Source organism: Bradyrhizobium sp. NBAIM18 (assembly GCF_020193825.1).
GTDB classification, from domain to species: Bacteria; Pseudomonadota; Alphaproteobacteria; order Rhizobiales; family Xanthobacteraceae; genus Bradyrhizobium; species Bradyrhizobium yuanmingense.
Window position 1 is genome coordinate 277,622 of the sequence record NZ_JADYVO010000008.1, and the last position, 21,337, is coordinate 298,958.

18 protein-coding genes are annotated in these 21,337 nt (G+C 65.5%); 7 read left to right on the top strand and 11 right to left on the bottom strand.

Annotated features, from left to right (window positions below; translation table 11 throughout):
* Positions 1–16: 16 nt before the first annotated feature.
* Positions 17–484, bottom strand: a complete 468-nt coding sequence (locus tag I6F17_RS20380; RefSeq protein ID WP_036030229.1) for a thioesterase family protein — start codon at positions 482–484, stop codon at positions 17–19.
* Positions 485–666: 182 nt separating this feature from the next.
* Between I6F17_RS20380 and I6F17_RS20385 the strand changes: the two genes are divergently transcribed.
* The 3 genes from I6F17_RS20385 to I6F17_RS20395 all read left to right on the top strand — a co-directional run bounded on the left by I6F17_RS20385 (position 667) and on the right by I6F17_RS20395 (position 3,073).
* Entirely contained in the window at positions 667–1,695 is a 1,029-nt protein-coding gene (locus tag I6F17_RS20385) for an NAD(P)/FAD-dependent oxidoreductase (protein ID WP_036015581.1), read from the top strand.
* Between the two features lie 173 nt (positions 1,696–1,868).
* Complete coding sequence (locus I6F17_RS20390) at positions 1,869–2,462, top strand: DUF2147 domain-containing protein (protein ID WP_225129762.1); 594 nt, start codon at positions 1,869–1,871, stop codon at positions 2,460–2,462.
* A gap of 257 nt (positions 2,463–2,719) precedes the next feature.
* Complete coding sequence (locus tag I6F17_RS20395) at positions 2,720–3,073, top strand: hypothetical protein (RefSeq protein WP_225129764.1); 354 nt, start codon at positions 2,720–2,722, stop codon at positions 3,071–3,073.
* A gap of 54 nt (positions 3,074–3,127) precedes the next feature.
* Here the strand turns inward: I6F17_RS20395 and I6F17_RS20400 are convergent, their stop codons facing one another.
* The 3 genes from I6F17_RS20400 to I6F17_RS20410 all read right to left on the bottom strand — a co-directional run bounded on the left by I6F17_RS20400 (position 3,128) and on the right by I6F17_RS20410 (position 5,631).
* Positions 3,128–3,397: a hypothetical protein gene (locus I6F17_RS20400; protein ID WP_036015592.1), complete on the bottom strand. Its 270-nt coding sequence runs from the start codon at positions 3,395–3,397 to the stop codon at positions 3,128–3,130.
* Between the two features lie 192 nt (positions 3,398–3,589).
* The gene (locus I6F17_RS20405) at positions 3,590–4,954 is read right to left on the bottom strand and encodes a HAMP domain-containing sensor histidine kinase (protein ID WP_225129766.1); all 1,365 of its coding nucleotides are present in this window, start codon (positions 4,952–4,954) and stop codon (positions 3,590–3,592) included.
* Complete coding sequence (locus I6F17_RS20410; RefSeq protein ID WP_225129768.1) at positions 4,951–5,631, bottom strand: response regulator transcription factor; 681 nt, start codon at positions 5,629–5,631, stop codon at positions 4,951–4,953. Before I6F17_RS20410 ends, I6F17_RS20405 begins: the two co-directional genes overlap by 4 nt.
* Before the next feature lie 355 nt (positions 5,632–5,986).
* On the opposite strand from I6F17_RS20410, the gene I6F17_RS20415 reads away from it, so the two are divergent.
* Positions 5,987–6,874, top strand: coding sequence for a MipA/OmpV family protein (locus I6F17_RS20415; protein ID WP_225129770.1), 888 nt, complete (start codon positions 5,987–5,989; stop codon positions 6,872–6,874).
* A gap of 3 nt (positions 6,875–6,877) precedes the next feature.
* Positions 6,878–7,618, top strand: a complete 741-nt coding sequence (locus I6F17_RS20420) for a hypothetical protein (protein ID WP_225129772.1) — start codon at positions 6,878–6,880, stop codon at positions 7,616–7,618.
* Between the two features lie 59 nt (positions 7,619–7,677).
* Here I6F17_RS20420 and garD read toward each other — a convergent pair whose 3' ends face one another.
* The 7 genes from garD to I6F17_RS20455 all read right to left on the bottom strand — a co-directional run bounded on the left by garD (position 7,678) and on the right by I6F17_RS20455 (position 17,786).
* Positions 7,678–9,219, bottom strand: coding sequence for a galactarate dehydratase (garD, locus tag I6F17_RS20425; RefSeq protein ID WP_225129774.1), 1,542 nt, complete (start codon positions 9,217–9,219; stop codon positions 7,678–7,680).
* A gap of 144 nt (positions 9,220–9,363) precedes the next feature.
* Entirely contained in the window at positions 9,364–10,812 is a 1,449-nt protein-coding gene (locus I6F17_RS20430) for an aldehyde dehydrogenase family protein (RefSeq protein WP_225129776.1), read from the bottom strand.
* A gap of 23 nt (positions 10,813–10,835) precedes the next feature.
* Positions 10,836–12,194, bottom strand: coding sequence for a glucarate dehydratase (gene gudD / locus I6F17_RS20435; protein ID WP_225129778.1), 1,359 nt, complete (start codon positions 12,192–12,194; stop codon positions 10,836–10,838).
* A gap of 24 nt (positions 12,195–12,218) precedes the next feature.
* Entirely contained in the window at positions 12,219–13,163 is a 945-nt protein-coding gene (kdgD, locus tag I6F17_RS20440; RefSeq protein ID WP_036044514.1) for a 5-dehydro-4-deoxyglucarate dehydratase, read from the bottom strand.
* 123 nt (positions 13,164–13,286) lie between these two features.
* Complete coding sequence (locus I6F17_RS20445) at positions 13,287–14,192, bottom strand: LysR substrate-binding domain-containing protein (RefSeq protein ID WP_225129781.1); 906 nt, start codon at positions 14,190–14,192, stop codon at positions 13,287–13,289.
* 465 nt (positions 14,193–14,657) lie between these two features.
* Entirely contained in the window at positions 14,658–16,604 is a 1,947-nt protein-coding gene (locus tag I6F17_RS20450; RefSeq protein ID WP_225129783.1) for a hypothetical protein, read from the bottom strand.
* A 99-nt stretch (positions 16,605–16,703) separates the two neighbouring features.
* Positions 16,704–17,786, bottom strand: coding sequence for a YbhN family protein (locus tag I6F17_RS20455; protein WP_036015615.1), 1,083 nt, complete (start codon positions 17,784–17,786; stop codon positions 16,704–16,706).
* A 429-nt stretch (positions 17,787–18,215) separates the two neighbouring features.
* Between I6F17_RS20455 and I6F17_RS20460 the strand changes: the two genes are divergently transcribed.
* A complete protein-coding gene (locus I6F17_RS20460) occupies positions 18,216–18,722 on the top strand; it encodes a ferritin-like domain-containing protein (protein WP_225129785.1) in 507 nt (168 codons plus the stop codon).
* Between the two features lie 213 nt (positions 18,723–18,935).
* Complete coding sequence (locus tag I6F17_RS20465) at positions 18,936–21,335, top strand: EAL domain-containing protein (protein ID WP_225129787.1); 2,400 nt, start codon at positions 18,936–18,938, stop codon at positions 21,333–21,335.
* Positions 21,336–21,337 lie beyond the last annotated feature (2 nt).

The following is a 21,337-nucleotide window of genomic DNA, read 5'->3' on the forward strand; positions in this document are numbered from 1 at the left end:
TTTTCCGGATCATGCTCTAAATGCTCGGCGGCGCGACCTCGATGCCGCGCTTGTGCCAGGGTCTGAGCTTCTCGATCACCTCTGCGGTCAGCGGCGCCGGTCGGCGCGTCGCCTCGTCGAGCAGGACGCCGACCGACGTCGCCGACGCAATGCACGTGCCGTTCGAGAACACGACCTGCTCGAATGTCACCGACGTTCGCCCGAGCTTGACCACGCCGAGGCCGAGCTCGATCGAGCCGGGCCAGTGCAGCTCGGCGCGAAAATGCATGTCGAGCCGCACCATGATCCAGGCGAGCCCCGGCGGGGTCAGCCCGTATTCGGGAAGCTTCATCAGCGTGACACGGCCGGTCTCGAAATATGTGGCATAGACCGCGTTGTTGACGTGCTGGTTCGGGTCTAGGTCGCCGAACCGGACGTTGTCGCTGAGGCGAAACGGAAAGTCCTCAAGGCGCGGGGTCGTGTCGAGGCGGGCTGGCGCGTTCACCGATTGATCTCCGTCATATCCATTCTCGTTACAGCCCAGTTATTTTGCCCCGGCAAGTGGGCGCGGCTGCGGGGCGATCCCGCTTTTATGCCTTCCCTGTTCCATCCCCGTTGGCTAGACAGGCAGGGTCACCTCTGCCCAACGGGCGCCGTCCAACCGATAACGATCGATAAAGAGACGACATGAGCGACGTGATCAAAACCGATGTGCTGATTATTGGGGCCGGGCCGTGTGGTCTGTTCGCCGCCTTCGAGCTCGGCCTTCTCGACATGAAGGCGCATTTCGTCGACATCCTCGACAAGGTCGGCGGCCAGTGTGCCGAGCTCTATCCGGAAAAGCCGATTTACGACATTCCCGGCATTCCCCAGGTTTCGGGGCAGGGGCTGACCGACGCGCTGATGGAGCAGATCAAGCCGTTTCATCCGACCTTCCATCTCGGCGAGATGGTCGAGACCGTGGAGAAGATCGGCGATCCCTTGTTTCGCTGCACCACGGATGCCGGCAAGGTGTTCGAATGCAAGGTGGTGGTGATCGCGGCCGGCGGCGGCTCGTTCCAGCCCAAACGCCCGCCGGTACCGGGTATCGAGGCCTATGAAGGCACCTCGGTGCATTACGCCGTGCGCAAGATGGAGACGTTCCGCGACAAGAGCGTGCTGATCGTCGGCGGCGGCGATTCCGCGCTCGACTGGACGCTCAATCTGCATCCGATTGCGAAGCGCATCACGCTGCTGCATCGGCGCGACGAGTTTCGCGCCGCGCCCCATAGTGTCGAGCAGATGCGCGCGCTGGTTGCCGGTGGCAAGATGGATCTGCGGCTCGGCCAGGTCACCGCGCTCTCCGGCGCCGACGGAAAGCTCACCGGCGCGACCGTCAAGGGCAACGACAACAGCGTCACCGAAATCGCCTGCGACACCATGCTGCCGTTCTTCGGGCTGACCATGAAGCTCGGCCCGGTCGCGAATTGGGGCATCGCGCTGGAGAACAATCTGGTGCCGGTCGAGACGTCCGCGTTCGAGACCAATGTGCCGGGCATCTTCGCGATCGGCGACATCAACACCTATCCCGGCAAGATCAAGTTGATCCTGTGCGGCTTCCACGAGGGCGCGCTGATGTCGCAAAAAGCCCATCGTTATGTCTATCCGGAGAAGCGGCTCGTGTTCCAGTACACGACCTCGTCCTCCAGCCTGCAAAAGAAGCTCGGTGTCAACTGACGGAAGCGTTCGGGGCGGCGATGCCCCATGTTTCTGGTGCTGGAACCGTTCGTGAAATCGCCGTAGTCTGCGGCCATTCCGGTCATAGGCTTGGCCAGGTTTTTGGCTTAGCACAGTTTGGCTCTGCGAAGTCTTGGCTCAGCAAAGGTGATTGGCTCAGCAAGGTGATCATAATGCGGACTCTCGTTTCCAGCTTTCGGCTGCTCTCCTTCCTGGCGCTCGCATTGTCGCTCGCGATCGTGACGCCGTGCGCGGCGCAGACCGCCGAGCCCACGGCGGCGGGCCTCTGGCAGAAGGTCGAAGACGGCAGGACGGTCGGATGGTTCCTCTTCATCGATCGCAACGGCGTCTTCGAAGGCGTGATCGCCAAGACCTTCCCGCGGCCAACCGACGACCCGAATGAGGTCTGCTCCAAGTGCACCGACGATCGCAAGAACGCTCGGGTGCTCGGCATCTCCTTCGTCCGCGACATGAAGCGCGAAGGATTGAAGTACGAGGGCGGCAACGTGCTCAATCCGCGCGACGGCCAGATCTGGAAGGCCAACATGCGGGTCAGCCCCGACGGTCAGACCCTGACGTTGCGCGGCTATCTCGGCATCGCGCTGCTCGGCAAGGACGAGACCTGGACGCGCCTGCCCGATGCCAACATCGCGCAGGTCGATCCGGCCATCGTCGCAAAATACTTGCCCGCGCAGGCTGCTGCCGCCAAGCAACCGGCGCCCGCGGCGAAAAAGGGCGGCGCGATGATGTCGCCGGCAAAGCAGTAAGGGCGCAAGCCGCACGCTGCGCGGTCTCAATGGCCCTAGCGCAGGGTCTCCAGCCTGTGCGGCCACCTTCGCCGAAGGGCGAACGTGCCTCGGGCGCCCTCCAGTAGTTCCCCGGAATGCGCGCTGGCGCTGGATTTGCATAGCTGTCGGCAAAGCTGCTGGGGGAGCGAGTCGCCGTCTCCACGCCTGCCGCGCACCATGCGGAAGGCGGACGGTAGCGTTTGCCCCGCGGTGATCACTTCGACCGCGGAGACCACATGAAACCTGCAAGACAGTGTGCCGCCGTGCTGCTGGGGCTGGCGGTTCTGACGCATGCGGCGCTAGCGCGCGACGACGGCCGCTTCGCCAACTCGCCCCTGAAACCCTGGTTCGAGAGTTTGCGTAGCGAGTTCGGGCTATGCTGCTCGGATGCGGACGGCTACGTCATCGCCGACGTCGATTGGGAGTCCGATCGCGGTCGCTACCGCGTGCGCATCGACGACGAGTGGGTCGTGGTGCCTGACGGCGCCGTGATCACCGTCCCGAACAAGATCGGCCGCACCATGGTGTGGAAGCACTATATCGACGGCCATCCGCGCGTGCGTTGCTTCATGCCGGGCAGCATGATGTAGAAGCGCGTCATTCCGGTCGGCGCGAAGCGCCGAACCGGAGCGACAACGCCAAGCTTAGCGCGCCTGGTTATTCGAACCCGCGCTCGCGAGCTGCTTGATCCGCGGCGACAGCACGGCGACCTGCACGGGCGAGGCCGGCATGCCGGCGACGATCATCGCGGGGCTCGCAGACTGCTCCTCGACGCCGGCGCCGCCGAGCACCTGCACTTGCGTTGTCGTGATCGGAAACGACGTCACTTCATAGGAGGGAAGTTCGCTGGCGAACGCGGCGGCCGAGCTCGCAATCATGGCGCCGGCAACGGCAATCATCGAGAGAACACGCATGGGAGAATCTCCGTGGAAGATGTCGATCGGAGGTTTGGTCGCCGCGATGGCAGAACAGGTTCGCCCGTGCGCGAACATTCCCGTTGTCTTCGGCGCAGATATTGATTGCGTGATGCGAAGGGACGAAACGCGGAAGACGTTTTCCGCGCCAATGTTTCCGGACGGTTTCGCGAAAAGCGCCGATGCGCCCGCTCAATGCTCTTGCAGATCGAGCTGCGCAGATCTCGCCGGCGCGGCGGCCGCGGCAAAGCGCAGGCGCATCGTCGTGCCGTAGCCGGGCGCGGAAGCGACGACCAGCTCCCCGCCATGCGCCGCCATGATCTCGCGGACGATCGACAGGCCGAGACCGGCGCCTGCACCTGCGGCGTTGCCGGTCTGAAACGGCTCGGTCAGCCCGTGTTCGGCGCCGTCGGGCAGGCCCGCGCCATCATCGTGAATAGCCACGCCATCGCAGCCGATCGTGGCGACGATGCGCCGCGCGCCATGGGCGTGGATGAGCGCGTTGCCGACGAGATTGGCAAGTGCACTTCGGATCGCAGCGTCTACGCCCTGCACCACGAAGGGACCTCTTCCATCGTGCTCCAGCGCAAGCTCGATGCCGGCGTCCAGCGCCGACGGGCTGAAATCGGCCAGCACGTCCAGCGTGATCTGGGCAAGATCGATCGGCCGCTTCTCGATCGCATGATTTTGCAATCGCGCCAGGTCCAGCATCGCGGAGACCAGCGAGGTCAGCCGGCGGACGTCGCGCACCAGCTCGGCCTTCAGGGCCGGATCGGGCACATCGTCGATCTTGGCGCGCAGCAGGGTCAGCGGCGTGCGGAGCTGATGGGCGGCATTGCCGAGGAAGCGGCGCTGCATCCTGATATAGGCATCGATCTCGCTGAAAGCGCGGTTCAGCGCCTCGACCAGCGGCTTCAACTCGCGAGGGACCTCGGATAGCGAGATCAGGCCCTGCGGCGCCGAGGGATCGATCGCGAGCGCGCGACGCGCCACCCGCTCGATGCTGCGAGAGACGAAACGTGCGGCAAGCGCTGAACCGATGGCGACGGTCGCGGCAAAGGCCAGCGCCACCAGGGCGATCGAAAAGACCCTGCGAAGGAGAAACGTCCTTGCAATCCGGGCAAAGCGGACCTGAGGCTCGCCGACCATCATCGCGAGCCGCAACGAGCCCCGTTGTACGGCGGATAGACAGAAAGTGCTGTTCTGGTCGAGCGTGCTGAAGACGGACGAACCGACGGGCCCGTGGTAGGGGAATACGAAGGGGAGCGCGGGCCGATGTTCGCTGCCGTATTCGCTGAGCAGGTCGCCCGCGGACACGACGTACCAGAGGTTTGGGCTGTCCGCCTTCAATTCCTCAAGGGCAGGAGTCGAACGTACCGTCAGTTTTTGCCCTTCGATGACCGTTGCGCGATCGAGAACGGCAGCCACGACCTGACAGGACCTAAACTCGCGTTCCTCGGTCGGATACCGCCAGATGAAGATACCAAGCATGATCAGGAAAATCGTCGTTGCGGCGATCCCGAGCGAGATCGCGAAGGTCCGGGCGATCGACGTCATCGCGGCGTTGCCAGTCGCAGGATGTAGCCGATGCCCCGCATGCTGCGGATCTCGACGTCGCCGCCGAGCTCGGCCAGTTTCTTGCGCAAGCGCGAGACCTGCGCCTCGAGCGTGTTGGACTCGATCTCGTCGTCGAAGCCGTAGATCTCCTCGATCAGGGCGGCGCGGGTGATGACGCGGTCGCGCCGCATCAGCAGCGCCCCCAGGATCAGCGCCTCGCGCCGGCGCAGCAGGATCTTGGTGTCGGCGACCACCGCCTCGTTGCTGCCGAGGTGCAGCTCGACGTTGCCGAGCGACAGCACCGATGGGGCGAGCAGCCGGGGCCGGCGCAGCACCGCGCGCACGCGCGCGATCAATTCCTGTGGCTCGAACGGCTTGCCGAGATAGTCGTCGGCCCCGCCATTGAGCCCTTCGACGACGTCCTCCTTGGCGTCCTTGGACGTCAGCATGATGATTGCGGGCCGCTCCGCCGATTGGCTCAGCGCCGTGACCACCTGGAGCGCATCTCCGTCGGGCAGCATCCGGTCGACGATCGCCAGATCATACTTGAAATTGTCCAGTGCCTGGCGGGCATCGGCGATCGAGCCGACGAGGTCGACGATGCCGTGCAATTGCCCGAGCAGCCGGCTGACATAGGCGCCGATCTGTGGTTCGTCTTCGATCACGAGGGAGCGCACGCGGGTCGTCCTTGACTCTGCTGGGGCAACAAAACCCTGACCGTGACGCTCCCTGGCCGAACTCTGGCGCTTCGGCTCGTGCGCGAGGGTTCCCATAAAGGCGGCGAGCTTGGCGAATAAAAGGCAGGACCGGGCGAGCTCGCGGGCACGGCCCGTCACGTTTTTGAGCGCGTGATCGCGGCGATGCAATGTTGGGGCAATGTTGATCCGGCGGGCGTGCCTGCCAGCGCCGGACATGGCCCTGGGGAGCATCCGATCGCACCTTGCAATCTTCGGGCAATTTAGCCGGACCAGATGCTGTGGCTCCTAATCACAACAGTCGACTCGGCCTGCAAGGCCGGTCCGGGGCCCCGCAATGAATGATTTCGAAGAAGCCGCTCTCCGCCTCACGGCGATTGTGCGGCGGACGACCGCCTGTCTCGCCGCACTCGGTGCGATCATGGCGACTGCGCCATCAGTCTCGGCGCAGACCGCCTTCACGCTGCCAGCGCCGCCATTGGAGCTGCCGATGCTGCCCTCGCCGTCGGGCAACTGGACCGTCATGGTCGGCATCGGCGGCGAATACAAGCCCGAGTTCGTCGGATCGAACAACGGGAAGTTTCTTCCGATCCCGATCTTCTCCATCCGCCGCGCCGGATCGATCGACCAGTTTCGCGGACCGCGCGACAGCGCCAGTATCGCGCTGCTCGACATCGGCCATTTTCGCGCCGGCCCCGCGTTCAAATATGTCGCCTCAAGGAAGGCCGACAAATATGCCGAGCTGACCGGCCTTGGCAATGTCGACGCCGCCTATGAGCTCGGCGGCTTCGTGGAGTATTATCCGGTCGACTGGCTGCGCCTGCGCAGCGAGTTGCGCCAGGGCATGGGCGGCCATACCGGCACCGTCGCGGATGTATCTGCCGACGTCATCGTGCCGCTGATTCAAAGGCTGACGATCTCGGCCGGCCCGCGCTTCACCTGGAAGAGCACCAATGCCACTGCGCCGTATTTCGGCGTCGATGCCGTGCAGGCGCTGGCATCGGGGCTTCCGAGATACGATGCCAGAGGCGGTGCGCACTCGGTCGGTTTCGGCAGCCAGATCTCCTACCGCATCAACCCGCAGTGGGAGGTCCACGCCTATGTCGAGTACCAGAAGCTGCTCGGCGATGTCGCGGATAGCCCGCTGGTGAAGCTGCGGGGATCCTCGAACCAGACCACCGTCGGTCTCGGTGCGTCCTATTCGTTCGATTTCAGGATCCGATAGACCATGCGTGGCAAGATCATCCTAACTCTCGCCTGCGCGATCGCCAGCGTCGCGCTCGGTGCCGCCGCGGCGTTCGAGACGCGTGCGAGCCGGCTCCAAGCGATCAAGACCGTCGGTATCATCTCGGCGATCGGCGAGGAGATCAGCCTGACGCGAGCCGGCCTGACCGGGCTCGACAACGCCGCGCAGACCGCTTCGATCAGCGCATGGGGGCTGGACGAGCTGATCGTCCAGCAGGCGACGAAGCTGCTGAGCGGACGGTTTCATGTGCAGCCGGTGAGCTACCGGCGCGCGGCCTTCGCCGCGATCAGGGATTCGGTAGTCGCGCCGGTCAATCTGCTGCGGAGCGACCCGTTCAAGGAGCTGGTTCGCAGCGATGTCACGCCGCAGGGACTGGATGCGTATATCGTCGTCACCCGGGCGAGATCGAAGCTTGGAAACGGCCGCAACGTCGAGGGCGTCGGGTTCGCCGAATATCGGACGCTGCTTGCGGATTACGGACTGATCCACGCCTTGTACGAGGTTCGCATCATCGAGGGCAAGTCGTTCGACGTGATCGAGAAGAGGGCGGCCGCGCCGCTCGACAACACTGGAACGGTGCGGATCGCCGGCCCGAGCGGACCGATCGAAGCGACGTTCGAGGACGCGGGTTCGAGCGAACGGCTGCGTGCGGCGATCGCGAACCTCATCGTCCGAAGCCTGCCGCTCACGCTGGGCGACATGCACTTGATCGAGGGACAGTGACGGTTCTGTTTGACGCGTTTTCTTGACGCGAACCGGGACCCACTTCGCTCGGAAACGCTTTAGGTCACCGGCGCGGGATTGAACAGCGTGAGGTCGTTGTGGATGCCCCAGCGGTCCGACCAGGGTTTGGTTCGGCCGCTGGCGACATCGAGGATCAGGCGGAACAGGTCCCAGCCGGTCTCCTCGATGGTCTTCTCGCCGGTTGCGATCTTGCCGGCGTCGAAGTCGATCAGGTCTTTCCAGCGCCGCGCGAGCTCGCTGCGCGTCGCGACCTTGATCACCGGTGCTGCCGCAAGGCCATAGGGCGTGCCGCGGCCGGTGGTGAACACTTGCAACGTCATGCCCGAGGCGAGCTGCAGCGTGCCGCAGATGAAGTCGGAGGCGGGTGTCGCGGCGAACAGCATGCCCTTCTGCGTTGCCTTCTCGCCGGGCGAGAGCACGCCGGTGATCGCGCTCGAGCCGGACTTGACGATCGAGCCCAGCGACTTCTCGACGATGTTGGCGAGGCCGCCCTTCTTGTTGCCGGGCGTGGTGTTGGCGCTGCGGTCGGCGCCGCCGCGGGCGAGATAGGAATCATACCAGGCCATCTCGCGCACCAGCGCGCGGCCGACGTCCTCGTTGATGGCGCGGCGGGTGAGCAGCTGGATCGCGTCGCGCACTTCAGTCACTTCCGAGAACATCACGGTGGCGCCGGCGCGCACCAGGAGGTCCGCGGCGAAGCCGACGGCGGGATTGGCAGTGACGCCGGAGAAGGCATCGCTGCCGCCGCATTGCAGCCCGATGACAAGATCGGACGCCGGGCAGGTCTCGCGCTTGCGGGTGTTGAGCACCTTGAGCCGCGCTTCGGCCTGGGTCATGATCGCCTCGACGATGGCGCCAAAGCCGTTGAAAGCCTCGTCCTGCATGCGCACGATGGCGTCACCCACGCCTTCCGGCACCAGGCGTTCGGGTGCGAGCTTCTCGCAGCCGAGGCCGACAACGAGGATCTCCCCGCCGAAATTCGGGTTGAGCGCGAGGTTCTGCAGAGTGCGGATCGGCACCACCGCGTCGGGCGCGGTGATGGCGACGCCGCAGCCATAGGCGTGCGTCAGCGGCACGACGTCATCCACGTTCGGATATTTCGGCAGCAGCTCGGCGCGGATGCGCTTCACCGCATATTCCATCGTGCCCTTGACGCATTGCACGGAGGAGGAGATGCCGAGGATGTTCTTGGTGCCGACCGAACCATCCGGATTGCGGTAGCCCTCGAAGGTGAAGCCTTCGAGCGGCGGCAGCGGTGCGGGGACGGCGGTCGAGATTTCGAGCTTGTCGAGGGCAGGGGCCTCCGGCATGCGGATGCGCGCCTCGTCCACCCATTCGCCGGCCAGGATCGGCGACAGCGCGTAGCCGATGATCTCGCCATAGCGGACGATCGGTTCGCCTTCCGCAATGTCGACCAGCGCGGTCTTGTGTCCCTGCGGCACGAAGGCGCGCAACGTCAGGCCGCTGGCAAAGCGCGCGCCGGCGGGGAGCCCGAAATCATTGACCACGATCGCGACATTGTCGCGCTCGTTGAGCTTGATGTAGCGGGGCTGCTCTTTCGCTGCGACGTCCTGGTCCATCGAGGACTCCGAAGTGTAGGGTGGGTTAGCCCCGTGATTGCGCGGAGCGCAATCACTCGGCGTAACCCACCAATGTCTGTATCTGCGGAAAGCAGAAGAGGTGGGTTACGCTGCGCTAACCCACCCTACAATCTCAACGATATCTCAGCCCGGATTGGTGTAAGCCGTCTTCACCGTGGTGTAGAACTCGCGCGCGTAGGAGCCCTGCTCACGGGCGCCGTAGCTCGAGCCCTTCCGGCCACCGAACGGCACGTGATAGTCGACGCCGGCAGTCGGCAGATTGACCATCACCATGCCGGACTCGCTATTGCGCTTGTAATGCGATGCGTATTTCAGGCTGGTGGTGCAGATGCCGGAGGCGAGGCCGAACTCGGTGTCGTTGGAGATGGCGAGCGCCTCTTCGTAATTCTTCGCACGAATGACGGCGGCGACCGGGCCAAAAATCTCCTCACGCGCGATGCGCATGTTGTTGTTGGCTTCGGTGAACAGCGCTGGCTGGAGATAGTGGCCGGGATTCTCGCGCTTCAGCAGCTCGCCGCCGAAGGCGAGCTTGGCGCCTTCGTCCTGTCCGATCTTGATGTAGCGGAGGTCCTGGTCGAGCTGGTTCTGGTCCACCACGGGGCCGATATGCACGCCGGCCTTGAGCGCATCGTCCACCGACAGGCTGTTCAGACGCTCGGCCATGGCGGCGACGAAGCGGTCGTGGATACCCTCGGTGACGATCAGGCGGGATGAGGCGGTGCAGCGCTGGCCGGTCGAGAAATAAGCGCCGTTGACGGCGACCTCGACGGCAGTCTTGAGGTCGGCGTCGTCGAGCACGACCAGCGGATTCTTGCCGCCCATCTCGAGCTGGAACTTCTTCATGGGGTTCGAGAGCACGCAGGTCTGCGCGATCTTGCGTCCCGTCTGCACCGAGCCGGTGAAGGAGATCGCGGCGACGTCCGGATGCTCGAGCAGGGTCTGGCCGACCACCGAGCCGGAGCCGACGACGAGGTTGAACACGCCGGCGGGAATCCCGGATCGGGTGATGATCTCGGCGAGCGCATGTCCAGACCCAGGCACCAGCTCGGCCGGCTTGAACACCACGGTGTTGCCGTAGCAGAGCGCCGGCGCGATCTTCCAGGCGGGGATCGCGATCGGGAAATTCCAGGGCGTGATCATGCCGACGACGCCGACCGGCTCACGGGTGAGCTCGACGTCGAGGCCGGGACGCACCGAGGCGCCCTTCTCGCCGATCAGGCGCAGCGCTTCGCCGGCGAAGAACGCGAAGATCTGGCCGGCGCGGGCGACCTCGCCGATGCCTTCGGGGAGGGTCTTGCCTTCCTCGCGCGCGAGCAGGCGGCCGAGCTCTTCCTTACGGGCCAGGATTTCAGCCGAGATCTTGTTGAGCGCGTCGTAGCGCGCCTGCGGGGTCGACTGTGCCCAGGCGGGGAAGGCGGCCTTCGCGGCGGCGATCGCCTTCTCGGTCTGCGCCTTGTCGGCCTTGGCATATTCGCCGACGAGATCATTGGTGTTGGAGGGGTTGATGTTCCTGGTGACGCCGGAGCCGTCGACCCATTCGCCGCCGATGAAGTTCTTCAGGATCGCTGTCATCTTTTTCCTCCAGGGGAACGTTTCTAACGCACGAGGCAGGGACGCTTGTCGTCAAACGTCCAGCCGGGGATCAAGTCCTGCATGGCCATAGCGTCATCCCGCCCGCCGAGTCCATGCTTCTTGTAAAGCTCGTGCGCGGCCTCGATGGCTGGGCGGTCGATCTCGATGCCGAGGCCCGGGCTATCAGGGACGGCGATCTTGCCACCCTTGATCTGGAGCGGCTCCTTCGTCAGCGCCTGACCGTCCTGCCAGATCCAGTGGGTGTCGATCGCGGTGACCTTGCCGGGGGCGGCGGCGCCGACATGGGTGAACATGGCAAGCGAAATGTCGAAATGGTTGTTGGAGTGCGAGCCCCAGGTCAGGCCGTTGTCACGGCAGGTCTGGGCCACGCGCACCGAGCCTTGCATGGTCCAGAAATGAGGATCGGCCAAAGGGATGTCCACGGCCCCGAGCCGCAGCGCATGGGAGAGCTGCCGCCAGTCCGTGGCGATCATGTTGGTGGCGGTCGGCAGGCCGGTGGCGCGGCGGAACTCGGCCATGATCTCGCGGCCGGAGAAGCCGGCCTCGGCGCCGCAGGGGTCCTCGGCATAAGCGAGGATGCCATGCATGCCCTTGCAGAGGCTGATCGCCTCATCGAGCGACCAGGCGCCGTTGGGGTCCAGCGTGACGCGCGCGCTGGGGAAGCGTTTTGCGATTGCGGTAACCGCCTCGATCTCCTGCTCGCCGCGGAGCACGCCGCCCTTGAGCTTGAAGTCGGCGAAGCCGTAATGGTCGTGGGTCGCCTCCGCAAGCCGCACCACGGCCTCTGGCGACATCGCCTCCTGGTGGCGGAGGTTGAACCAGTCGGGCTTGCCGGTCTCGCCAGTGACGTAGTCGAGCTTCGACTTACGGCGGTCGCCAACGAAGAAGAGATAGCCGAGCGTCTCGACGCTGGTGCGCTGCTGGCCTTCGCCAAGCAGTGCTGCGACGGGCAGTCCGAGATGCTGGCCGAGCAGGTCGAGCAGCGCGGATTCGATCGCGGTGACCGCATGGATCATCACGCGAAGATCAAAGGTCTGCTTGCCGCGTCCGCCGACGTCGCGGTCGGCGAAGGCGGTACGGATATCGGCGAGGATGTTGTTCATCGCGCCGACCGTCTTTCCGATCACGAGGTCGCGCGCGTCCTGGAGCGTCTGCCAGATCTTCTGCCCGCCCGGCACCTCGCCGACGCCGGTGTGGCCGGCATTGTCGGTGAGGATGACGATGTTGCGGGTGAAGAACGGCGCATGCGCGCCGCTCAGGTTGAGGAGCATGCTGTCGCGGCCAGCGACCGGGATCACCTGCATCGCCGTGATAACAGGTGCTCCGGCGACTGACGCGCCGGAAATCTCAGTCTGGGCCATCGCAGGCTCCTCCCTGTCGTCTTGCTATTCTGCAGCCTGTTGTGACGATCGTGCGGCGGGCAGCTTCTGCACCAGTGCGGTCAGCTCCGCCATCTCCTGCTCGGTGAGATCAGTCAGCGGCGGACGGACCGGGCCGGAATCGCGGCCGATCACCTTCATGCCGGCCTTGATGATCGAGACCGCGTAACCCTTCTTGCGGTTGCGGATCGCGATCAGCGGCAGGATGAAATCCTTCAGGCCGGCCTGGATCGTGGCGTGGTCGCGCTTGCGCACCGCGGCGTAGAAGTTGGTGGCGAATTCCGGCACGAAGTTGAACACGGCCGAGGAATAGGTCGTCACGCCCATGTCGAGATAGGGCAGCGCGAAGGTCTCGGCGGTCGGCAGGCCGCCGACATAGGTGAGGCGGTCGCCGAGCTTGGTGTAGACGCGGGTCATCAGCTCGATGTCGCCGATGCCGTCCTTGTAGCCGACGAGGTTCGGGCAGCGCTCGGCAAGGCGCGCGAGCGTGTCGGGCTGGAGGATGGCGTTGTCACGGTTGTAGACGATGACGCCGATCTTCACGGCGGCGCAGACCGCCTCGACATGGGCGGCAAGGCCTTCCTGCTCGGAATGGGTGAGGTAGGGCGGCAGCAGCAGGAGGCCGTCGGCGCCGGCCTGTTCCGCACCGATCGCGATCTCGCGGGCGATCGCGGTGCCGTAGCCGGTGCCGGCGAGCACGGGCACGCGGCCCTTGGTCTCGTCGACGGCGACCTTCACGACCTGCGGAACCTCTGATGGCGTCAGCGAGAAGAACTCGCCGGTGCCGCCCGCGGCGAACAGGCCTGCGACGTCATAACCGCACAGCCAGTCCATGTTGGCGCGATAGGTCGCCTCGTCGAAGGAGTAGTCCGCCCTGAACGGCGTGACGGGGAAGGACAGGAGGCCCGATCCGATCTTCTGGGCCATTTCCTGCGGGGTCATCTTGCTCATGGGCGCTCCCTTCTCGTGTTGCGGAGGACGCAAGCAGAGGCCGCACGTCCATGCGCCGTGGTTTAGGAGACCGTTCGATGCGCGTCCAAGCCAAAGCCTATATCGACCGATGCGGATTGAGCATCAATCCTCCGCCAGCTCCGCGGAGGACAATTCGCCGGCGATCTTGACCAGCGCCGAGAGCAGCGGGTTCTCGTCCTCGCGCCGCCACACCATGAACAGCTCGACCGGAACGCGCGTGCGCAGCTTCAGCGGACGCAGGCGGACGTCGGAGATCTTCAGGCTCGCCGCTGCCGCCGGTACGATGGCGAGGCCGAGGCCGGCGCGCACCATCGCGAGGATCGAGTGGATCTGGCTGAGATGCTGGACGTAGCGCGGCAGCACGTCGGCGCGGGTGAACAGCGCCACCAGGAGATCGTGGAAGTAGCGGCTCTCATAGGGCGAGTACATCACGAAGGGCTGGTCGTCGAAATCCTTGATGGTGATGCCGTCGGCATTCGCGAGCGGATGCTTCTTCGGGATCGCCGCGAGCAGCGGCTCGGCGACGACGCGGCGGCTGGCAAGCTCGGGCCGCGCGATCGGCGGCCGCAGCAGGCCGGCATCGATCTGGCCCGAGGTCAGCGCCTCGAACTGATCGCCCGATACCATCTCCTTCAGAGAGAAATCGACCTCCGGCAGCTTGGCGCGGCAGGCGGCGATGAGTTCGGGCAGGAAGCCATAGGCCGCGGCCGCGGTGAAGCCGACCTTCAGCGAGCCGGTCTTGCCGAGCGCGATGCGGCGGGCCACCTGCGAAGCGCTTTCGGCAAGCTTGAGGATGCGCCGCGCCTCCGGCAGGAAGCTGCGCCCGGCCGGGGTGAGGCGCACCGAGCGGCTGGTGCGCTCCAAGAGCGGCGCGTCGATGATGTGCTCGAGCAGCTGGATCTGCCGGGACAGCGGCGGCTGCGTCATGTTGAGCCGCACGGCGGCGCGGCCGAAGTGCAATTCCTCCGCCACCGTGACGAAACAGCGGAGCTGGTTGAGGTCGAACATCGATACATGCCTTAGATGAATAAGGCGTTTCCCCGGCACTTCTAGCATCGATCACCCCCAAAACAAAGACGGCGGCCTTGTGGGCCGCCGTTGAGTTGCCTGGTCAAGCTCCCATGGGAGCCCTCAGGAGGAACAGGCTGATGCGAGACCGCCTCACGTCCCGCTGCGGACGCCACTGCGCTCATCACGCGCCTCTCTTAAGCCTCGGCCGTTTGCCCGACACGAGTCCTAGAGGTGCGCGCGGCGAAGTGTCCAAGTTCAAGGCAGTATCGATCGATGCTGTTTTTGGATCGATGGAACGGCAGGTTGGGGGCGCGAGACGATACGACCCACACCACTGTCATTCCCCGCGAAGGCGGGGAATCCAGTACGCCGCGGCTTCTCGATTAAATCATTGCTGTCACGGAGTACTGGATCGCCCGGTCAAGCCGGGCGATGACGGTGAGTGTGTGGAGACAGCGCGCGCTATTGCTGCGCGCTGGGCAGCAGCTGCGGCAGCAGTCCGCGCGTCACGTTCGGCGGCACGGCGTCGAGACCGAGCACGGCGCTCGCCGCCGGCAGCGCCGCGTCGGCCATCGCGGCATGGCCCTCGGCGCTCGGATGCACCGCGCCGCCATAGACGGCGGAGAGCACGCCCCAGGCCGCATCGTGGATGTCGGTCGGCTGGCTCGCCGCCGGCAGGCCCTGCGGATAGGTCATCGCGGCGAAATAGCTGTCATTGGCGTCGCGGATCCAGCGCGCGCGGGGCAGGTAGGCGCGGTACTCCGAGGCGCCGCGGCCGCACAGCATCGGCTGGCTCGCCGCGCTGACGATGTCGGGATCGAAGCTCTGGCCGTTCGCGGCAAAGCAGCTGCGGTCGAATTCGGGATCGTTGCCGGAACGGGCGCAGAAGCCGTGCTCGGCGAACGCGGCCTGGTGCGCATCGACGAAGGTCATGCGGTCGGCTTCGGGATCGCGGCACAGCGCACCGCGGGTGCAGGTGGCGAGCCCCTTCAGCTGCGGCAGGAATTCGCTGTCGACGAAGGCGGAGACGCGGGAAAGGCGCTGCGGATCGGCATTGAAGGACGGGTGGATGTCGAAGCCGGCCCGGCCGCCGCGGCAGGGCGCGCCGCCGTCGGCGAGCGCAGGATTGGCATAGGAGACATAGACCACGTGCGAGAGGTCGCCGCCGACCAGCGGCTTCAGCGCCTCGCGCAGCTTGACGAAATTCTGCGGCAGCTCGCGCTGGAGCGCATCGCGGGAATCGTCGACGCTCGCCAACACGCCGGAGCGGCGGAACAGCGCGCGCTCGGTCGCGGTTTCGACGATGACGTCGGCGACGAGACCGGAGAAATAGACGTCGTTGGCACCGACCGAGAGCAGCACGAGGTCGAGCGTGCGATCGGGCTGGCGCTTCTTCGCCGCAGTGACGGCTTCCCGCAGCTCGGCGACTTGCGCGTTCACGCTGGTGTTGCAGACGCCGGTCTTGCCGGGCGGGCATTCGCGGGCGCGCTGCGAGCCGAGCAGCCCGTCGCCGATGCTGGCGCCGGTGCAGGCGAGCGGCAGGAAGGTCACGGCGATGTGGGTGTAGCGCACCGCGAGCGCCAGCGCGGTGCGCGCCTGATAGCTGTAGAGCGATCGATGGCACGGCGCATTGAACCAGAGCGCGCTGTAGCGCTGCCAGTTGGCGAGCGTATCCGGCGCCTCGCAGGCGCGGCCGCCCTTGAAGCCGTGGCGGCTCGGCCGGTAGTACTGCGCGCCGGCGGTGCCGAGATAGGAGCGGAAGCAGAAGCCTTCGTCCGACAGCGCCAGCGGCCGGTCCGGATTGCCTTCGCCGGAGGCGATGCTGTCGCCGAGACCTGCGATGAAGATGTCGCGGACCTGGATCTCGGTCTGGATCCGCTGGGTCGGATCGGAGCCGGCCGAGATATCGACGGTCGCAACCGTCGGCTTGCCGTAGCGGACACGCAAATTGATCGGCTCGGCGCAGTCGAAGGTCGAGCTCTGCGGGCCATCGCCGTCATCGAACGACCAGGCGCAGGTGGCGCCGACCGGCACCGCGCCGGTCAGGCGCACCGTCACGGGATGGTCGATCGGCGTGATGTAGTTCTCTTTGACGTTGTCGCGGGTGCAGGGCTGGTTGACCCGGCCCTGCAGGTCGATGCAGAGCCGGTTGACCATGTTGCGGGCCCAGCCGCGGCCCTCGCTCTGGAGCTCGAGGGACTGTTCGGCGGCTAGAATGCTGCGGTTACGCGCGTTCTCGACATGGAGCAGGAAGTCGCGCTCCTCGCGGAAGAGCCGGAAGCGGTTACGCACCTCCCAGCTGATCTGCATGGTGCCGGCGTCCTGCGCGGCGGCGCGCTCGGGCAAAGCAAGGATGCCGGCAAGCAGCACGGCGCCGGCCGAGAGGGTGCGAAGGAATACGGAAATCATGGCCCGCGTCTTCAACGGCAAAGTTGAGGCGGAAATAAGAGAGGATTGTGCCGCGGCCTGCAACCCTTGCCCGACGATTGCGGAGGTGGCGTCGGCGGCTCAGCGCTTGCTGGCCCGCCGTAGCAGCCGTTCGCGCTCCATCGGCGTCACCTCCTTGGGCAGGTTGGCCTGCGCGCAGGCTTCCGCCAGCCGCCGCCGCTCCTGCCACGGCGCGACCACATTCGTCCAAAGCTCGCGCGTGCCCATGATGGAGATGGCAAGGCCGAACGGGATCACGAAATAGAGAATACGGAACACCAGCAGCGTGGCCAGAAGCTCCTCGCGGCCGAACTGAGGCAGCGCCACGAGCATGGCGGCATCGAACACGCCGATCGAGCCCGGCGCGTGGCTGGCAAAGCCGATCAGGGTCGCCAGGATGAACACGACCGCGAGCGACATGAAGTCGATCGGCGGGTTGGCCGGCATCAAGAGGTACATTGCCGTGGCGCAGAAGCCGAGATCGACGACGCCGATCAGGATCTGCACCAAGGTCAGGGGCGCCGAGGGCAGCACCACCTTCCAGCCCTTCTGGCCGAGCTCGCGGCGCTTCTCGCCCATGCAGAGCCAGACCAGATACGCGCCGATCGATGCGAGGCCGCCGAGGGCGATCAACCGGTTGAGCGAGGAGGGCAGCTGATCCATCGAGGAGGCCGCATCCGGATGGATGGCCATGCCGATCGAGAGCACGAAGATGTTACCGAGCCAGAAGGTCAGGCCCGACAGGAAGCAGATCTTCGCGACGTCGATCGCGTTCAGTCCGTAGTCCGAATAGATCCGGAAGCGGATCGCGCCGCCGGTGAAGACCGTGGCGCCGATGTTGTGCCCGATCGAATAGGACGTGAAGCTGGACAGCGCCGCAATGCGATAGGGCACGTGCTTCTTGCCGATCGTTCGCAGCGCAAAATAGTCGTAGAAGGTCAGCGTACAGAACGCGAAAAAGACGCAGATCGCCGCCAGCCCGATGTTGCCGCGGGGAATCTCCGTCAACGCGGTCAGGATGACCCCGGTATCGATGCCCTTGAGCGTCCGCACCAGCGTGGTGATCGCAAACGCGATGATGAAGATGCTCGCGGCGACGCCGAGCCGTCGCCAGCCGATCCATCTGTTGAAGCCGCGTTTCAACGCGGGCAGCAGTCCGTGCATTCATCCTCCCGGCGGGGGGCAAGACCGACCGGGCCAGACATTGGCCGGTCGGGTGCGATCACGGCCAAAAGGCAGGCATCGATCGCTAGGCATGATCCAGCTCATTTAAGGCAAAATCAGCGGCTTGTGCAGCCCTTGACAACAATAGGTTCTGCGTTCGGCGGGCAACTTTGTCATACGCGGTTCATATCGGCGGCGCGTTAAGCATATGAGTCGCGAACCCGGCTCATCCCGCGCGCTCACCGTGCCGACACGGTCTCAAATCCCGGCGCCGTCCGCATTGTTCCAGCGCAGAGCCGTATCGGCGTTTTTGGAACGTCGATGCCGCGTGGTCGTTAGCCTCCATCAGCAATCGAACATGGCGGAATACGCGGCTTTTTCGTGCAAGCCGGCGCCTCCGTGTTCCCAAGACCCGAGAGGATCGGAACGATGGGACTGTTCACAAAAGACATCAAGACCATGAACGACCTGTTCGTACATCAGCTCCAGGACATCTATTACGCCGAGCAGCAGCTCACCAAGGCGCTGCCGAAGATGGCGACCAAGGCCACTGATCCGCAGCTGAAACAGGGCTTTTTGACGCACCTCGAGGAAACCAAGCAGCACGTTGCTCGGCTCGAGGAGGTCTTCAAGATGCACGGCGTCGCCGTGAAGGCGGTCGACTGCCCGGCGATCGATGGCATCATCGAGGAAGCCGAGGAGACCGCCGGCGAAGTCGCCGACAAGGCGGTGCTCGACGCGGCCCTGATCAATGCGGCGCAGGCCGCGGAGCATTACGAGATCGTCCGCTACGGCAGCCTGATCGCCTGGGCCAAGCAGCTCGGCCGCAACGATTGTGCGGCGGTGCTCGCCAAGACGCTCGAGGAGGAGAAGGCGACCGACCAGAAGCTGACGACACTCGCCGAGAGCAAGGTGAATCTGCGCGCGGCGAGCTGAGTAGAGGAAACTACGAGCGCCGCGCGACGGTCCGCGCGGCGCTTGTGCTTGTTCGCTTCCCGCTGCCGTGGTGCTGCTTCGGTGCGCCGTCGCGAGGATCAGCAATGTGAGCGAACTCGCTCATCTTCCATTCACCACTTCCGGAGCAGGTTTGTAGCCGGTTACCGATCGTCCACCACTGTCGGCTCAAGTGCGGGTCGATAGGGGCCGGCAATGTATCAAGTTCTCTACTGTCTCACCGACGAGCATGACTGGCGACTGGTGGCCCTTGGGGGCGCGGTGTGCCTGCTCGCCAGCGCCGCGGCGATCAGCCTGTTTCAGCGCGCACGCGCGACGCACGGAGCCGGGCGCCTGGCCTGGATCGCCCTGGATGCGGCCGTGAGCGGATGCGGCATCTGGGCGACGCATTTCATCGCGATGCTGGCCTACGGCCCGGGAAGCGCCGGCGCCTACAACATCCCGGTGACAATTCTGTCGCTGATGCTTGCGATCTCCTTGACCTTCGTGGGCCTCAGCATCGCCGTGGCGTCCTCGCGCCCGGTGTGGATCGTCGTCGGCGGCGCCATCGTCGGCCTTGGTGTCGCGGCGATGCATTACACCGGCATGGCGGCGCTGGAGATGCCGGCACGGCTGGATTGGATCCGGAGCACGGTTGCCGCCTCGGTGCTGTTCGGAATCGTCTTCGCAGCGCTCGCGCTGTTCGTCGCCGCGCGAGGTGACGGCATTCGACATGCGCTGAGCGCGACTGCTCTGTTGACGCTCGCGATCGTTGCCCATCATTTCACCGCGATGGGCGCGGTGCTGCTGACGCCGGACCCGACGATCGCGATCAGCGGGCTCTCGGTCCCGCCGGCCTCGCTGTCGTTCCTGACTGCCAGCGCCGCCGTCGCGATCATCGCGATTGCGCTCGTGGCCGCGCTGCTCGACCGCCGCGCCAAGGGCGAACTGGGCCGCCAGCAGATCGTGCTCGACAGCGCGCTGGAGAACATGTCGCAGGGGCTGTGCATGTTCGACGCCGACGGCAAGATCATCCTGTTCAACGAGCGCTATGCCGCGATGCTCCGTCGAACCGACGTGCCGCTCGCCGGCCGATTGCTGGTCGACGTGCTCAGGGAAGAGCAGGCCAAGGGCCAGTGGCAGGGCGATGCGGATGAATTCTTCGCCCGCCTCGTCGCCGATGCGCGCGAGGGCCGCACCACGACCGACGTCGTCAACCGGTTCGGCCGCTCCATCCGGGTCGTCAACCAGCCGATGCAGGGCGGCGGCTGGGTCGCGACCTTCGAGGACATCACCGAATGGCTGGAGGCGCAGGCCAAGATCTCGCACATGGCGCGACATGACGCGCTGACCAGCCTGCCGAACCGGGTGCTGTTCCACGAACAGCTCGAGCAGGGGCTGCGCCAGACCAAGTCGGGCGACCAGCTCGCTGTGCTTTGCCTCGATCTCGATCACTTCAAGGACATCAATGACTCGCTCGGCCATCCCATCGGCGATGCGCTGCTCAAGGAAGTCGGCCGCCGGCTCGAGGCCACCGTCGGCGAACAGGACACCGTGGCGCGGCTCGGCGGCGACGAGTTCGCGGTGGTCCAGATCGGACGCTCCGAGGAGATCGCCGCGCGATCGCTTGCCGGACGCCTCGTCGAGGTGATCTCGGCGCCTTACCAGATCGACGACCATCAGATCGTGATCGGCGTCTCGATCGGCATCTCGCTGTCGCCGCAGGACGGCAGCAATCCGGACGAGCTGCTCAAGAACGCGGATCTTGCGCTCTATCGCGCCAAGGCGGATGGCCGCGGCACCTACCGCTTCTTCGAGACCGGCATGGATGCGCGTGCGCAGGCGCGGCGCCTTCTGGAAATGGATCTGCGCGCGGCGCTGCAACGCGACGAGTTTCAGGTCTATTACCAGCCGATCCGCGAGGTCGCCAGCGGTCGCGTCGTCGCCTTCGAGGCGCTGCTGCGCTGGAACCATCCGCAACGCGGGCTGATCGCGCCGATCAGCTTCATCCCGCTGGCCGAGGAGACCGGGCTCATCGTTCAGCTTGGTGAGTTCGTGCTGCGCTCCGCCTGTGCCGACGCGGCCACCTGGCCCGACGATGTCGACGTCGCCGTCAATTTGTCGCCGGTGCAGTTCAAGAGCCCGAACCTGATCGCGGCGGTGACAGAGGCGTTGGCCATATCGGGACTCGGTGCGCGCCGTCTCGAGCTCGAGATCACCGAATCCGTCCTGCTCCAGAACAGCGAGGCGACGCTGACGACCTTGCACGAGCTGCGTGCCATGGGCGTGCGGATCTCGCTCGACGATTTCGGCACCGGCTATTCGTCGCTGAGTTATCTGCGCAGCTTCCCGTTCGACAAGATCAAGATCGACCGCTCCTTCGTGTCGGAGCTGGCGACGCGCGAGGATTCCATGGCGATCATTCGCGCCGTGACCGGCCTCGGCCGCAGCCTCGGCATCGTCACCACGGCAGAGGGCGTCGAGAACGACGCGCAGCTCGAGCTGCTCCGGCGCGAGGGCTGCACCCAGGCGCAAGGCTATCTGTTCAGCAAGCCGCGGCCCGCCTCGGATGTCGCGATCATGCTGGAACGGCCGCGGCTGCGCGCGTCGGCTTGAGA

Bases quoted from the DNA above. Each gene is read 5' to 3' on its own strand.
- I6F17_RS20385 (WP_036015581.1), top strand. From the start codon at position 667: ATGAGCGACGTGATCAAAACCGATGTGCTGATTATTGGGGCCGGGCCG.
- I6F17_RS20390 (WP_225129762.1), top strand. From the start codon at position 1,869: ATGCGGACTCTCGTTTCCAGCTTTCGGCTGCTCTCCTTCCTGGCGCTC.
- I6F17_RS20395 (WP_225129764.1), top strand. From the start codon at position 2,720: ATGAAACCTGCAAGACAGTGTGCCGCCGTGCTGCTGGGGCTGGCGGTT.
- I6F17_RS20400 (WP_036015592.1), bottom strand. From the start codon at position 3,397: ATGCGTGTTCTCTCGATGATTGCCGTTGCCGGCGCCATGATTGCGAGC.
- I6F17_RS20405 (WP_225129766.1), bottom strand. From the start codon at position 4,954: ATGACGTCGATCGCCCGGACCTTCGCGATCTCGCTCGGGATCGCCGCA.
- I6F17_RS20415 (WP_225129770.1), top strand. From the start codon at position 5,987: ATGAATGATTTCGAAGAAGCCGCTCTCCGCCTCACGGCGATTGTGCGG.
- I6F17_RS20420 (WP_225129772.1), top strand. From the start codon at position 6,878: ATGCGTGGCAAGATCATCCTAACTCTCGCCTGCGCGATCGCCAGCGTC.
- garD (WP_225129774.1), bottom strand. From the start codon at position 9,219: ATGGACCAGGACGTCGCAGCGAAAGAGCAGCCCCGCTACATCAAGCTC.
- I6F17_RS20430 (WP_225129776.1), bottom strand. From the start codon at position 10,812: ATGACAGCGATCCTGAAGAACTTCATCGGCGGCGAATGGGTCGACGGC.
- gudD (WP_225129778.1), bottom strand. From the start codon at position 12,194: ATGGCCCAGACTGAGATTTCCGGCGCGTCAGTCGCCGGAGCACCTGTT.
- kdgD (WP_036044514.1), bottom strand. From the start codon at position 13,163: ATGAGCAAGATGACCCCGCAGGAAATGGCCCAGAAGATCGGATCGGGC.
- I6F17_RS20445 (WP_225129781.1), bottom strand. From the start codon at position 14,192: ATGTTCGACCTCAACCAGCTCCGCTGTTTCGTCACGGTGGCGGAGGAA.
- I6F17_RS20450 (WP_225129783.1), bottom strand. From the start codon at position 16,604: ATGATTTCCGTATTCCTTCGCACCCTCTCGGCCGGCGCCGTGCTGCTT.
- I6F17_RS20455 (WP_036015615.1), bottom strand. From the start codon at position 17,786: ATGCACGGACTGCTGCCCGCGTTGAAACGCGGCTTCAACAGATGGATC.
- I6F17_RS20460 (WP_225129785.1), top strand. From the start codon at position 18,216: ATGGGACTGTTCACAAAAGACATCAAGACCATGAACGACCTGTTCGTA.
- I6F17_RS20465 (WP_225129787.1), top strand. From the start codon at position 18,936: ATGTATCAAGTTCTCTACTGTCTCACCGACGAGCATGACTGGCGACTG.